We start from the raw sequence: 13,514 nt of genomic DNA, 5'->3' as shown, positions 1-13,514 counted from the left end.
TATTGGCATCACTATTATGACTCCTCTCACTATAGGCCTTATCGGTAATCCCAATGCTGGTAAAACAACACTCTTTAATCAGTTAACAGGCTCTCGCCAGCGTGTAGGTAACTGGGCGGGTGTAACGGTCGAACGCAAAGTTGGTCGTTTCACAACTGCAAATCATAAAATTGAGCTCGTCGATTTACCCGGAACTTACTCTTTAACGACAATCTCAGAACAGACATCGCTTGATGAGCAAATTGCCTGCCATTTCATTTTAAGTAATGAAGCAGATATGCTGATTAACGTGGTTGATGCATCAAATCTTGAGCGTAACCTCTATTTGACATTGCAACTACTTGAGCTTGGTATTCCGTGTATCGTGGCATTAAATATGCTCGACATTGCAGAACACCAAGATATGCAAATTGATATCAAGGCACTTTCAGAGCAACTGGGTTGCCCTGTTATTCCAATGGTTTCAACCAAAGCATCAGGTATTGATAAACTCAAAGAAGCCATTGATACCTTCCCTGCTGAAAAGAAAAAACCACAAGAATTACTGACGTCTTATCCGATATGGTTACTTAATGAAGTCGAGGCACTTGCTGAAAAAATTAATCACGATGAGTTTAATTTACAGCAACGTCGTTGGATGGCATTACAGTGTTTAGAGGGTGATATCTATACTCACCAACGTGCTCAAGTCACTAGTGAAGATATCAAAACCATTCGCCAACGAATTCAAGACGAACATAACAATGAACCCGAATTAGTCATTGCAGATGCCCGTTATCAAAATATTGAGCGTATCTGCCATACCGTGATTAATATGGAAGCCATTAAGCCGAATATTCTGACGCAAAATATCGATAAAGTGATATTAAACCGTTGGTTAGGTGTTCCTATCTTCCTGTTTGTTATGTACTTAATGTTTGTGCTCGCAATTAACATTGGTGGTGCTTTACAGCCTGCTTTTGAAGGTGGCTCTGAAGCTATCTTTATCCATGGTATTCAATGGATTGGTGCAACCTTTAACTTCCCTGAATGGCTAACGATTTTCCTTGCTCAAGGTGTCGGTGGTGGTATCAATACCGTTCTGCCATTAGTGCCACAAATCGGGATGATGTACCTGTTCTTATCTATTCTTGAAGATTCAGGTTATATGGCGCGAGCTGCCTTTGTGATGGATAGATTGATGCAGGCTCTGGGTTTACCAGGTAAATCATTTGTACCACTTATTGTCGGTTTTGGCTGTAACGTACCTTCCATTATGGGTGCGCGTACACTGGATGCACCAAGAGAACGTCTGATCACTGTATTAATGGCACCGTTTATGTCCTGTGGTGCTCGCTTAGCAATCTTTGCGGTTTTTGCCGCTGCATTCTTTGGCAAAAATGGCGCGAGTGTTGTTTTCTCGCTCTACCTTCTCGGTATTGTCGTCGCCATTCTCACTGGTTTACTGTTAAAACACACCATTATGCGTGGTGAAGCCTCACCTTTCGTAATGGAACTGCCGGTTTATCACGTTCCTCACCTAAAAACGTTACTGATGCAAACATGGCAACGTCTAAAAGGCTTCGTGGTACGTGCAGGTAAAGTCATTATTATCGCCAGTATGTTTATTGGTGCGTTAAACAGCTTTACCTTCTCAGGTAAACCTGCGGATAACATCAATGATTCTGCATTAGCGTCTGTCAGTAAAGTGATCACACCATTACTTCAACCTATTGGTGTTCACAGTGATAACTGGCAAGCAACGGTTGGTTTAGTCACTGGTGCAATGGCGAAAGAAGTGGTAGTAGGAACATTAAATACCCTCTATACCGCAGAAAGTATTGTTAATGAGCCTTTTGATCCTGAAGAATTCGACCTGTGGGGCGAAATTGGTGACGCCTTTGGTGAAACATGGGATAGCTTAAAAGAAACCTTCACGCTAGCTGCGCTTTCTAACCCAATTGAAGCCAGTAAAGGTGATGGCGAAATGGATACCGGTACAATGGGCACCATGGGCGCTAAATTTGGTTCAGGCATTGCGGCATACAGCTACTTAATCTTTGTTTTACTGTATGTACCTTGCGTTTCAGTCATGGGTGCTATTGCCCGTGAAACAAGCCGTGGATGGATGACTTTCTCTATTCTTTGGGGATTAAATATTGCTTACTCATTGGCAGCCCTGTTCTATCAAGTGGCAACCTTCAGTGAACATCCACAAAGCAGTGGCATAACGATTGCTGCTGTGGTTATCTTCAACTTAATTTTATTTATCTTGTTGCGTAATGCGCGTAGTCGCCTAACAATTAACTTAAGCAATAAGCCTTCATTGTCTAAACAATGTTGTTCAAAAGGTAGTTGTCACTAAGTGACAAAGGAAAAGTAAGATGGCAAGTCTGATAGAAGTACGTGATTGTATCGCCCTTAATGGTCGAGCCGATGCCCGTCTTATCAGCCATCAACTCAATATGCCTGAACCTTTGGTGCAAGCAATGTTAGAGCGGCTCACATTGATGGGTAAGCTTGAAGAGGTGGATGTAGAAGATTGTCTCACAGGCAGTTGTAAAAGTTGCCCTGAAGCCACCGCATGCCAAACAAAGCTTTATCAATTACGCTGATACGTTATAAAAAAACTAAACCCCTATTTATTGTAGGGGTTTAGTTTTTCTCCAAGAAAAACAATATTCGGGTTCTATCTTGACGGATCTGAAATCATTTTTTACATGCGTTAATAAGTACATCACTAAATTCATCAGGGTGCGAAATAAACGGAGCATGTGCAGCATTACGGAAAATAACAGAAGACGATTGAGGATAAATAGCATCTAATAATCCAGCCACTTTTCGAGGCACTAACCCATCTAAATAACCATAGAAACGAATAAAAGGGCAACGCAAAGCTTTCAACTCTTCTCGTAAATCTTCAGTACGCAAAATTTCTAGCCCCCCATTAAGAACCTCAACAGAAGGCAGTGGTTGATCTAATACCACGGATTTTAACGCTTTCATATCCTCACGCGCACTCTGGGTGCCTAACGTTTGTAGCGCTAAAAAGCGCTCAACAATGCGATGAAAATTCTCATTTAATTGCTGCTCAAAGCCTTTTAAAACCTCAGGTTTGATACCTGGCCAATCATCATGGGCGCCAAAGCAAGGCGAAGATGCCACCGTAACCAAGGCTTGTACATGATTGGGATTATCTAAAACCACACGGCTCGCCACTAATCCACCTAAAGACCAACCTAACCAAATTGCATTTTCAGGGGCGTTGGCAAAAACAATCTCTGCCATCTCTTTTAATGTAAGAGCAGGAAAACCTTGGCTACGACCATATCCAGGGAGATCAACGAGATGCAGTGTAAAATGCGAGCTTAATCGCGGTATTAATGATTGCCAAACCTGTGCATTCAATCCCCATCCGTGTAATAGCACAAGATGCGTTTTTCCTTCACCTATTGTCTGCCAATACAATTTATTCATTGTTATGCTCTCTTTTCTTTTACAAGGATGTTCATTATGTGGATAACAATAGCAGGATATTGTTGGTTATGTCGTCAACCCTTACATTATGATACTAAAGGTATTTGCTCGAGTTGTATTCGTTATTTACCTAAACAGCATAATCGTTGCCCATGCTGTTTATATCCCTCATCCCACTCTATGATGCTATGTGGACGCTGCTTACAATCGCCTCCACCATGGAAACAGATGTTGACAGTCACTGACTATCAACCGCCATTAAATAAATTATTACACCTTTATAAATACCAACCTCGCCCTCAAATAGCGTTATGTCTTGCACGACTTTTTCTATTGCGATGGCTTTCACATCGGCGAGAAAATTTGGTGCAGAAACCCGATAGAATTATTAGCGTTCCTTCACATCGTCATCGCCGTTGGTCTAGGGGCTTTGAGCAAGTAGAAGCTATCGCTAAGCCTTTGGCAAGGTGGCTAAATTGTGCTTATCAACCGGATACCCTGATAAGAACTCGTGCTACACTGGTGCAAACGCATCTTAATGCCAAGCAAAGGCAACAAAATTTAAAGAATGCATTTGTATTAAATAACACAGTGTCGGTATCAGGGAAAAATCTGGCACTAATTGATGATGTTATCACTACAGGTGCGACATTAAAGAGCATTATACCTTTGTTATTTCGTGCGGGAGCACGCTCTGTTGAGGTATGGGCGATTTGTCGAACCTTGTAGTTAACCGCCAATTGGGCGTATGATAACCAACCAGAACAGTCAACTATTGAGCAAGACGATATGATTATTATTACTGATGCCGCACAGGCGCATTTTGCCAAACTACTGGCTAACCAAGAACCCAACACCCAAATTCGTGTATTCGTTATCAATCCAGGCACACCTAATGCTGAATGTGGCGTTTCATATTGCCCACCTGATGCCGTAGAGCCAAACGACACTGAAATTAAATTCGAAAAACTTTCTGCGTATGTTGATAACATCAGCGCACCTTTCTTAGAAGATGCGGAAATTGACTTTGTCACTGACCAACTGGGCTCACAATTAACCCTAAAAGCACCTAACGCAAAAATGCGTAAAGTCGATGCTGATGCACCGTTAATTGAACGCGTAGAATACGTACTACAATCACAAATTAACCCGCAATTAGCGGGTCATGGTGGTCGTGTTAGTCTGATGGAAATCACTGAAGACGGTTATGCTATCTTACAATTCGGTGGTGGTTGTAACGGTTGTTCCATGATTGATGTCACCTTAAAAGATGGTATCGAAAAAGAACTGTTAAACCTGTTCCCAGAAGAGTTAAAAGGTGTGAAAGATTTAACTGAACACCAACGCGGTGAACACTCCTACTACTGATATCCCTCAGTATCACATCCCCTATGGTACTCACCTGCACTGATATCATGGGGGATTTGTTTATTAAAATAATCATTTACAAAGTGTAACGTCATCTTTACCGATTTGACGTTATGATAAATGTATCGTTCTCTCGCTCAGAACAAATAAATCAATTAACAATATAATAAATAAGACAATTATGGATAAGTTTCAATTTCTCAGCATTGAACAAGCCTATCAATTCTGGACATCTCAATCGGCGATATTAGTTGATGTAAGAGATCCCCAGAGTTATCGCATAGGTCATGCTACCGGCGCATTTCATCTCACTAATGATACGCTAAACCAATTTTTACAAGATGCTGATTTTGATGTGCCTGTTATGGTGATGTGTTATCACGGTCATAGCAGCCAAGGTGCAGCTCAATATCTGGTCAATATGGGCTTTGAAACCGTTTATAGTATTAATGGTGGTTTTGAAGCATGGCTAAGAGAGTTTCCACAAGCGATAACTTCTCTGCAATAACTACAGATGAGTTTTATTAATGATCCACATTATTACGCTTTCTAACCCTCAAGCGGCTGATTTATTTGTCAATTATATGGCAACGAAAGGTGTGCGAATTCACGCAAAAAATGAAAATCAGCAAATCTCACTTTGGTTAGAAGACCAACATCAGTTGGATATGGTTGAAAAAGAACTAAACACTTTTCTACGTGAGCCTTTTCACCCACGCTATCAAGCTGCAAGTTGGCAAACTGGTGATCCGCAAAAAACAGGCATAAAATATCGTCCTGCATTTTCGATAAAAAATATGGTGCAACGATCAGGCCCTTTAACGGTACTGGTGATTATTTTATGTATCCTCGTTTTTATCTGGCAACAAGTGGTGGGTGACTATAATGTTATGCTCCACCTCGCATGGCCTTATGAAGAGAGTCTAGACTTTGAAGTCTGGCGCTATATCACGCCAGCTTTTGTTCATTTTTCATTGATGCATATCGCCTTTAATCTCGCCATGTGGTGGTATCTCGCCAGCCAAACAGAACAGCAACTCGGCACCAGTAAATTATTTGTGATTATGCTCGTTTCTGCGCTATTTAGTAATTGGGCACAATCACTGTTTACAGACTCCAACTTCGGTGGACTTTCTGGTGTTGTGTACGCATTAATCGGCTATGTAGGCTTAACGGGCATACGTAATCCAGAAAAAGGTATTGGTGCGCCAACAGGCTTAATCGTCTTTTCGATTTTGTGGATTGTAGCGGGTTATATGGGCGTTTTAGGTGACTCTATCGGAAATGCCGCACATTTTGCAGGCTTCCTTATCGGCTTATTGATGGCTTTGTGGGATAATCGACATCAATTATCTCGTGGATCATAATAAAATTAACATGATATTTTTAACATTAGGGGACACCTGTGAAGCAAACGCAACGACATGATGCCATCATTGAACTGGTACGCCTACAGGGCTATGTCAGCACTGAAGAATTGGTGGAGCATTTTGAAGTCAGCCCACAGACAATCCGACGTGATTTAAATGAATTAGCGGAAAAGAACAAAATCCAACGTCATCACGGTGGTGCAGCATTACCATCAAGCTCCGTGAATACGGCTTATCATGATCGTAAAATTATGTGGTCTGATGAAAAATCACGTATCGCACAACGAGTAGCAAGCTTAATTCCAGATGGTGCAACACTGTTTATTGATATCGGCACAACACCTGAAGCTGTCGCACATGCATTAATTAACCACAAAAACCTACGTATCGTGACCAACAACCTCAATGTGGCAACGTTACTGATGGGCAAAGAAGACTTTCGCTTAATTCTTGCGGGTGGTGAAGTGCGTACACGAGATGGTGGTATTGTCGGTGAAGCTACGCTTGATTTTATCTCTCAATTCCGTCTTGATTACGGTATTTTGGGGATAAGCGGTATTGATATGGATGGTTCTCTACTTGAGTTTGATTACCATGAAGTTCGCACTAAACGCGCAATTATCGAAAACTCACGCTGTGTAATGTTGGTGACTGACCATTCTAAGTTTGGTCGTAATGCAATGGTTAATTTAGGTAATATGAATCTGATCGATTACTTATTTACCGATCAAGAACCACCAGCGGGGATCCAAAAAATTGTTGAGCAGCACAACGTTCAACTCGAATTATGTTAATTTAGCAATTCTCCTAAAAAGTACCTCTCGAGGTACTTTTTTTTCGTCTATTCTCAATAAAAACCTGATTAACTTATTCTATTTTCTCTCTTTTTTGTTAACACATTAACAATGTTGTTTATTTCTAATAAACACACAGTTTATGTGGATATGATAATAAATTGTTATCCATATCACGCGGTTATGTTTTTTATCAGTTATATAGTTGGCATTTTCATCAAACTTCATTACAATTATGAGCGAAAACGAACATTAAAGAATTGTTTCGCGCATTCGTAGGAGGATGTTATGAAAACTCAAGACTTGATTGTCATCGGCGGCGGAATAAACGGCGCTGGAATTGCGGCGGATGCAGCTGGCCGAGGCCTTTCAGTACTTATGCTGGAAGCTCAAGACTTAGCAAGTGCGACATCTTCCGCAAGCTCTAAACTTATTCATGGTGGTTTACGTTATCTCGAACACTACGAGTTTCGCTTAGTGAGCGAAGCACTGGCAGAGCGTGAAGTATTATTACGCTTAGCGCCACATATCGCATTTCCAATGCGCTTTCGTCTGCCACACCAACCCCATTTACGTCCAGCTTGGATGATCCGCATTGGTTTATTCCTTTATGATCATTTAGGAAAACGCGTGAGCTTACCAAGCAGTAAAGGCATTAAATTCGGCGCAAACTCTGTTTTAAAACCTGAATTAACACGCGGTTTTGAATATTCAGACTGTTGGGTTGATGATGCACGTTTAGTGGTACTCAACGCACAAGAAATCGTTCGTCGTGGCGGTGAAGTACGCACACGAACTAAAGTCACTCGTGCTTGGCGTGAAAATAATTTATGGATGGTAGAAGCACAGGATTTACGCACTGGTGAAACCTCGCTCTATCAAGCAAAAGCACTTGTCAACGCAGCTGGCCCTTGGGTTAAAACACTGTTTGATGAAGGCTTAAAACTGAAATCACCTTATGGTATCCGTTTAATTAAAGGTAGCCATATTGTTATTCCTCGTGCACATAACGAACCACAAGCGTACATCTTACAAAATGAAGATAATCGTATTGTCTTCGTTATTCCTTGGATGGATGAGTTCTCCATCATCGGTACTACGGATGTTGAATATAAAGGCGATCCTAAAGACGTAGCGATTGATGACAATGAAGTTCAGTACTTACTGAAAGTCTACAATGATCACTTCAAGAAACAACTGACCAAAGAAGACGTTGTTTGGGATTACTCTGGTGTGCGTCCATTATGTGATGATGAATCTGATTCACCACAAGCGATCACGCGTGACTATACCTTAGATGTTCACGATGATAATGGCCAAACTCCTCTGCTATCGGTATTTGGCGGTAAATTAACCACTTATCGTAAATTGGGTGAACACGCCGTTGATAAACTCATTGCTTATTTCCCTAATATGGGTAAAGCATGGACTAAAAATGGTCAATTACCGGGCGGTAATTTAGAAGGCTGTGATCGTGATGGTTATTCACGTTTAATTCGCCAACGTCACCCTTGGTTACCAGAAGCACTGGCACTGCGTTTTGCACGTACTTATGGTAGCAATACCGAATTACTGCTCGAAGGCATTACTGATTTAGCGGGTATGGGCGAAAACTTCGGTCATAACCTGTATGAAGCAGAATTACGTTATTTAGTGAAACATGAGTGGGTTATCGAAGTTGATGATGCAATTTGGCGTCGTACTAAACTCGGCATGTGGCTAAATGACGAACAAAAACAACGTATTACCCAATGGTTAGCAGCAAATACTCAAAATTCATAAGAGTAGTCATACTATTCTCTGACTCTGTTCGATGTTTTTATTAGCAATTTTTGTGGCGCCTAATACCGCGCCACTTTTTTTGCTTTTTTCATATCAAAATCATCGAAATACCCTAAATTAACCACTATTTAAGCTGTTTTTCTAGAAAGGCTTTTAACACAGTAGCATTGTTTTGTTGCTCATCTTTTCCTGAATAAAGTAATACCAAAGGCTTCTCTTTTGCTATCGCAACAAGCGATTGCCAATGTTCTGGTGCCGCCATTAATTCTTGGAGATAACGTTGTGTGAATTCAGCAAAATCACCGCCGCCTCCATGAAACCATTTTCGTAATTCGGTCGAAGGCGCAACGCCTTTATTCCACTCGTCATAATGAAAATCGGTCTTTTTCACACCTCTCGGCCACAGCCTATCGACTAATACGCGATAACCTTCATGCATTCCGTCTTTATCACCATAAACACGTTTACAAGTGATCATTTCGCCTCCCATCAATCAGTTAGTTCGTTTTATTGTAGAAGAAAAATCACCCAACTTATCAGGTGATACACTCACTTTTCTCACAAATACGTCTTACAACATGAATTTTTCTCTTATTGTGACTGAATTATCCTCATCAAAAATAGGGTGAATAGTTGTTGACTAAATAACCTAATTAAGAGAATCTACATCTAGACGTCTAAATGGTTAGATGGGCAAATAAGTAGTGATACTTAATAAAAATAACAACACAGTGACACGATTGATGAGGTACAGGTATGAGCTTTTATCACGCAAGCCAACATGAAGCGCTAAACCAAAATCTTGCTGAACTTGATGGCCAGATCCAAGTTTCCTTTGAATTTTTTCCACCTCAAACTGAGGAGATGGAAAACACCCTTTGGCAATCTCTTGCGCGCTTAAATACCTTAAAACCGAGCTTTGTCTCTGTCACTTATGGCGCAAATTCAGGTGAACGTGATAGAACACACTCCATTATTAAAGGCATTAAAGAACGTACAGGACTAGAAGCGGCTCCTCATTTGACCTGTATTGATGCCAGCCGTGAAGAGTTACAGCATATCGCACAAGATTATTGGCAAAGTGGTATTCGCCACATTGTGGCATTACGGGGCGATTTACCTGATAACACTCAAAAACCTGATATGTACGCCACCGATTTAGTGCATTTACTTAAAGGGGTGGGCGATTTTGATATTTCTGTGGCGGCTTATCCTGAAGTGCACCCTGAAGCCAAAAGTGCGCAAGCAGATTTAATCAATTTAAAAAGAAAAGTCGATGCCGGAGCCAACCGTGCGATCACCCAATTTTTCTTTGATGTCGAAAGCTATTTACGTTTTCGTGACCGCTGCGTTTCAACAGGTATTGATGTTGAAATTGTGCCAGGAATTTTACCTGTCACTAATTTTAAACAGCTAAAACGCTTTGCGGGTTTAACCAATGTGAAAATTCCGGGTTGGATGCATAAAATGTTTGATGGGTTAGATAACGATCCTGAAACCCGTAGTCTAGTAGGCGCTTCTATTGCCATTGATATGGTGAAGATTTTAAGCCGTGAAGGAGTCAAAGATTTTCACTTTTATACACTTAATCGTTCAGAATTAACGTATGCTATTTGCCATACGCTGGGTGTTCGCCCTGAACTTATCACAGCATGATCCTATAACACAATTACCCCGCCAATTAAGCGGGGTGACATTTTGATGAATTACTCACCAAAGTGATAAGGTTTTTCTAAGGGTAATAGGCTGTATGCGGTGTCTAAATCACCATTAGCAATACAAGTATCTATTTTACGTACCTTATCGGTAATATCTGTAATATTCACAATCCACTCTTTGCAGTATTTTTCAACAGCTTGATTACGCAAGCCAATTTGAATGGTGCGATAGCTGAGTCGATTAAGATAAATATCACGTTCAGGATCCCACTGAATGCGGATATTACTGGTTTCTGATGCCTCTTTCCACGCGTCTGCACTGGCGTAACGGTCTGGATCAAAATGACTCACAACACCTTGTGTCAGCATCTCTTGAAAACCTTCATGTGTAATATCAACCGCAAGAATAGACGCTTGATTAGCATCTTTGCGTCCCCAGCCAGAACGGTACATCATCCAAAGAAAGGAAGGTTTTACCCACGTCATGCGGGTCATACTAAAAGGGGGCGAAACAAAAGTTCCGTTTGCGACTGCGCTCTGAGCAATAGTATTAGAATAGGCTTGGTAAACACGAACAAAATCATCCGTATAATATGCCCTTACTTCGCACTCAGGACATCGGTCAACATCATCGTTCATCTTTCTTTAATATCCTTTTATATTAATAAAATGGAACTATACGCTTAAATTATGAGCCTCTGATCACAGATAATCAAGAGCCCCTATTTTTGTTAAGACTCTATAAATAGAGTAACGCGCGTTCACAAAAATAAAAAAAAGAATAACAGTAAAACAAACAGACTCATGTCGCGATTGTGGTTTAATAATAACAAACCTAGTCTTGCAAAATATATCTCACACTCCGTCCACCAGCACCGCTATCCGCTAAAAAGCCGTGTTCAACCAGAAATGCTAAATGCCTTGTCGCACTGGCTCGGCTGACTTTTGCTACACTTTTATATTGGCTATTATTAATTCCATCAACAAAATCCCCACCAAGCATTCTATTAATCACTTTTGATTGCTCTGATGATAACAACGCTTGATCGTGAGTTTGCCAATATTTTGTTGCCCTTACTGTATTATCAATTTCATGGGTCGCATCCAAAATCGATAATTGAAGCATTTGTAAAAACCATTGAAGCCATAATGTAATATCGCCATCACCTTTTTGCATATTTTCGATGACGTCATAATATTCTTGGCGATGCTCATTAATCGTTTTTGACATTGCATATAGCCTTACTGTTTTATTCTCAGCTTGAGCCAATGCTAAATCCATAATTAATCTGCCTATCCGACCATTTCCATCTTCAAATGGATGAATAGTTAAAAACCAAAGATGTGCAATAGCCGCTCGAATAATTAAATCAGGTTCATAATGAGTTCTCGTTTCATTAAACCAGTCTAAAAATAAAGCCATTTCTGTTTCTATTGATTTTGGTGGTGGTGCTTCAAAATGAACAATGGGCTTATCAATTCTTTTACCCGAAACAACCTGCACAATACCTGTTCGATATTGCCCTGAAGTAATCGGATTTAAAATAGAGTGTCCCTGAGGAAATAAGAGGTTATGCCACTGAAATAACCGCTCATGCGTTAATGGCTCATCTAAATTATTAATCGCATCTAATGCCGCTTGAACAAAACCTTCTGATTTTTCATCAGTAGGATATGTTTTTTCCTCTACAATGCCTAATCGAGTTGCTAATGAAGAGCGAACAGAAAAAGCATTTAACTTTTCACCTTCAATATCACTCGAATAAATAATATTCGCCAAAATAGAATCTAATGCTGAAGTGCTATTTTCAGGCAACATTTGGCTTTGCCCATAAAGCATCCCTTGAATAAAACGGGTATCAATAAGCAAAGGTATGATTGTATTGCTTTTAAATCTGAAATGAGTCCAGTTTGAATGTTGCCAAATCCACATAAATCACCCCATGAGTCAAATACAAACTCTATTCTACTCACAAAGTGAGGCGAATAGAAAGCTTAATCTACTCACAAAGTGAGGCGAATAAGTTTGCTAATTGACTCATTAGGCTGGAATGAGACGTTCAATAAGCTGTGTTTTGATAAGTGCAGGCGCTTTCACAACAGTGCCTGAAATTTTTGCCGTCATGATTTCAAAGGCTTTTTCTACCAATAACGCTTCGTCCTGCTTCATGGACCACACATTATTCGGTAAAAAGCTGAGCATCACATGATCATCGAATGTACCAATATGAAGATGAGCAGGGATACTCCCTTCACGTTGACGGATAACACTCAATAAACCTTCAAGAATAGGCAACGATGAAGCAATAAAATGAGAAGGTATTTGCTGATGTTGTTCCAAATACTGTTTCATCATCCGCTCACCATCTTTGGTCGTATTATGTTCAGCATAAGAGACAGTGACGCGGTTATCATCACCATAATGCCCTTTTATGGCTTGCACATAACCGCGCAAACGAGCGGCAATAGTTGGTAATAATGCATCACCCGCAAAAAAGTGGATTGGCGCATCTTGCTTTATCATCGCTCTTGTCAGCTGAGCGCCACTGTCACAGTTATCTGAAGCGACACAAATAGCTTCACTAACAGAGAAATCTCTATCTAAAAAAACCAATGGTTTTTGACGATGCTTAACATGATGTAGCTGATTTTTGCGGCTAGACGAAACAATAAAAATGCCATCAACATTGCGCTCGTCCATTGATTTAACGAGCTTATTTTCATTTTTGATATCACCATAAGTACAGCTAATCGTTAGCTGACAACCAATTTGGTGACAATGCATCTCTAATTTTTCGGCTAAAGCGGCAAAGAATGGGTTAGAAAGACGAGGAATAACCAATCCGTAGGTATCTGTTTTATTAAGCTTTAAGCTTCTAGCCGCATGATTGACGGTATAACCAAACACCTCAACATAGTCTGCTATCTTCTTTTGCGTTTTTGCACTGATCCGGTATTGATCACCTTTGCCATTTAATACCAATCTGACTGTGGTAATAGACAAATTCAGGTCATTTGCAATCTGTTCAACTGTTTTTGCCATTAATATTCCATCATTGATATAGCCCTCATCTTAATGATGAGGG

General features: G+C 40.4%; 14 protein-coding genes. 9 read left to right on the top strand and 5 right to left on the bottom strand.

The annotated features are described in order from the left end of the window. The first annotated feature begins 16 nt into the window (after positions 1-16). Together feoB and JEP71_RS11900 are read left to right on the top strand one after the other, a co-directional pair. Entirely contained in the window at positions 17-2,344 is a 2,328-nt protein-coding gene (gene feoB / locus JEP71_RS11905) for a Fe(2+) transporter permease subunit FeoB (protein ID WP_198620095.1), read from the top strand. Between the two features lie 19 nt (positions 2,345-2,363). Then, positions 2,364-2,594, top strand: a complete 231-nt coding sequence (locus tag JEP71_RS11900) for a FeoC-like transcriptional regulator (protein ID WP_100159654.1) — start codon at positions 2,364-2,366, stop codon at positions 2,592-2,594. A 94-nt stretch (positions 2,595-2,688) separates the two neighbouring features. Here JEP71_RS11900 and bioH read toward each other — a convergent pair whose 3' ends face one another. Continuing rightward, positions 2,689-3,456 (bottom strand): pimeloyl-ACP methyl ester esterase BioH, encoded by a 768-nt coding sequence (gene bioH / locus JEP71_RS11895; RefSeq protein ID WP_198626291.1) that lies wholly within the window; start codon positions 3,454-3,456, stop codon positions 2,689-2,691. 36 nt (positions 3,457-3,492) lie between these two features. Between bioH and gntX the strand changes: the two genes are divergently transcribed. The 6 genes from gntX (at position 3,493) to glpD (ending at position 8,770) form a co-directional block, all read left to right on the top strand. Beyond that, the gene (gene gntX, locus JEP71_RS11890; protein WP_198626290.1) at positions 3,493-4,185 is read left to right on the top strand and encodes a DNA utilization protein GntX; all 693 of its coding nucleotides are present in this window, start codon (positions 3,493-3,495) and stop codon (positions 4,183-4,185) included. A 60-nt stretch (positions 4,186-4,245) separates the two neighbouring features. Next, entirely contained in the window at positions 4,246-4,824 is a 579-nt protein-coding gene (nfuA, locus tag JEP71_RS11885) for a Fe-S biogenesis protein NfuA (protein ID WP_109373704.1), read from the top strand. Positions 4,825-5,005: 181 nt separating this feature from the next. Beyond that, positions 5,006-5,332, top strand: a complete 327-nt coding sequence (gene glpE / locus JEP71_RS11880) for a thiosulfate sulfurtransferase GlpE (RefSeq protein WP_069369522.1) — start codon at positions 5,006-5,008, stop codon at positions 5,330-5,332. 19 nt (positions 5,333-5,351) lie between these two features. Further along, entirely contained in the window at positions 5,352-6,191 is an 840-nt protein-coding gene (gene glpG, locus JEP71_RS11875; RefSeq protein WP_196533936.1) for a rhomboid family intramembrane serine protease GlpG, read from the top strand. A 38-nt stretch (positions 6,192-6,229) separates the two neighbouring features. After that, positions 6,230-6,988 carry a DeoR/GlpR family transcriptional regulator gene (locus JEP71_RS11870; protein ID WP_006534541.1) on the top strand — a complete coding sequence of 253 codons (759 nt, stop codon included), beginning with the start codon at positions 6,230-6,232 and terminating at the stop codon, positions 6,986-6,988. Between the two features lie 288 nt (positions 6,989-7,276). Further along, positions 7,277-8,770: a glycerol-3-phosphate dehydrogenase gene (gene glpD, locus JEP71_RS11865; protein ID WP_198620098.1), complete on the top strand. Its 1,494-nt coding sequence runs from the start codon at positions 7,277-7,279 to the stop codon at positions 8,768-8,770. 124 nt (positions 8,771-8,894) lie between these two features. On the opposite strand, the gene JEP71_RS11860 is transcribed toward glpD, so the two are convergent. Beyond that, complete coding sequence (locus JEP71_RS11860; protein WP_109373708.1) at positions 8,895-9,248, bottom strand: DUF488 domain-containing protein; 354 nt, start codon at positions 9,246-9,248, stop codon at positions 8,895-8,897. Positions 9,249-9,526: 278 nt separating this feature from the next. Between JEP71_RS11860 and metF the strand changes: the two genes are divergently transcribed. Next, on the top strand, positions 9,527-10,426 hold the full coding sequence (gene metF, locus JEP71_RS11855; protein ID WP_198626289.1) for a methylenetetrahydrofolate reductase: 900 nt from the start codon (positions 9,527-9,529) through the stop codon (positions 10,424-10,426). 50 nt (positions 10,427-10,476) lie between these two features. Here metF and JEP71_RS11850 read toward each other — a convergent pair whose 3' ends face one another. The 3 genes from JEP71_RS11850 to JEP71_RS11840 form a co-directional block, all read right to left on the bottom strand. Further along, positions 10,477-11,067 carry a DUF4291 domain-containing protein gene (locus tag JEP71_RS11850; protein ID WP_198626288.1) on the bottom strand — a complete coding sequence of 197 codons (591 nt, stop codon included), beginning with the start codon at positions 11,065-11,067 and terminating at the stop codon, positions 10,477-10,479. Between the two features lie 196 nt (positions 11,068-11,263). Next, entirely contained in the window at positions 11,264-12,361 is a 1,098-nt protein-coding gene (locus JEP71_RS11845; protein ID WP_160230792.1) for a Fic family protein, read from the bottom strand. 108 nt (positions 12,362-12,469) lie between these two features. Then, positions 12,470-13,471: a LacI family DNA-binding transcriptional regulator gene (locus JEP71_RS11840; RefSeq protein ID WP_109373712.1), complete on the bottom strand. Its 1,002-nt coding sequence runs from the start codon at positions 13,469-13,471 to the stop codon at positions 12,470-12,472. Positions 13,472-13,514 lie beyond the last annotated feature (43 nt).

It is taken from the genome of Proteus sp. PR00224 (assembly GCF_016238105.1).
Taxonomy (GTDB): domain Bacteria; phylum Pseudomonadota; class Gammaproteobacteria; order Enterobacterales; family Enterobacteriaceae; genus Proteus.
The sequence above is the reverse complement of the archived record's forward strand: the minus strand, read 5'-3'. Positions and strand labels throughout refer to the sequence as shown.

Excerpts from the sequence above, each read along its gene's own strand:
- glpG (WP_196533936.1), top strand. The coding sequence starts at position 5,352 with ATGATCCACATTATTACGCTTTCTAACCCTCAAGCGGCTGATTTATTT.
- JEP71_RS11850 (WP_198626288.1), bottom strand. The coding sequence starts at position 11,067 with ATGAACGATGATGTTGACCGATGTCCTGAGTGCGAAGTAAGGGCATAT.
- bioH (WP_198626291.1), bottom strand. The coding sequence starts at position 3,456 with ATGAATAAATTGTATTGGCAGACAATAGGTGAAGGAAAAACGCATCTT.
- JEP71_RS11900 (WP_100159654.1), top strand. The coding sequence starts at position 2,364 with ATGGCAAGTCTGATAGAAGTACGTGATTGTATCGCCCTTAATGGTCGA.
- metF (WP_198626289.1), top strand. The coding sequence starts at position 9,527 with ATGAGCTTTTATCACGCAAGCCAACATGAAGCGCTAAACCAAAATCTT.
- glpE (WP_069369522.1), top strand. The coding sequence starts at position 5,006 with ATGGATAAGTTTCAATTTCTCAGCATTGAACAAGCCTATCAATTCTGG.
- glpD (WP_198620098.1), top strand. The coding sequence starts at position 7,277 with ATGAAAACTCAAGACTTGATTGTCATCGGCGGCGGAATAAACGGCGCT.
- JEP71_RS11860 (WP_109373708.1), bottom strand. The coding sequence starts at position 9,248 with ATGATCACTTGTAAACGTGTTTATGGTGATAAAGACGGAATGCATGAA.
- JEP71_RS11840 (WP_109373712.1), bottom strand. The coding sequence starts at position 13,471 with ATGGCAAAAACAGTTGAACAGATTGCAAATGACCTGAATTTGTCTATT.
- gntX (WP_198626290.1), top strand. The coding sequence starts at position 3,493 with ATGTGGATAACAATAGCAGGATATTGTTGGTTATGTCGTCAACCCTTA.
- nfuA (WP_109373704.1), top strand. The coding sequence starts at position 4,246 with ATGATTATTATTACTGATGCCGCACAGGCGCATTTTGCCAAACTACTG.
- feoB (WP_198620095.1), top strand. The coding sequence starts at position 17 with ATGACTCCTCTCACTATAGGCCTTATCGGTAATCCCAATGCTGGTAAA.
- JEP71_RS11845 (WP_160230792.1), bottom strand. The coding sequence starts at position 12,361 with ATGTGGATTTGGCAACATTCAAACTGGACTCATTTCAGATTTAAAAGC.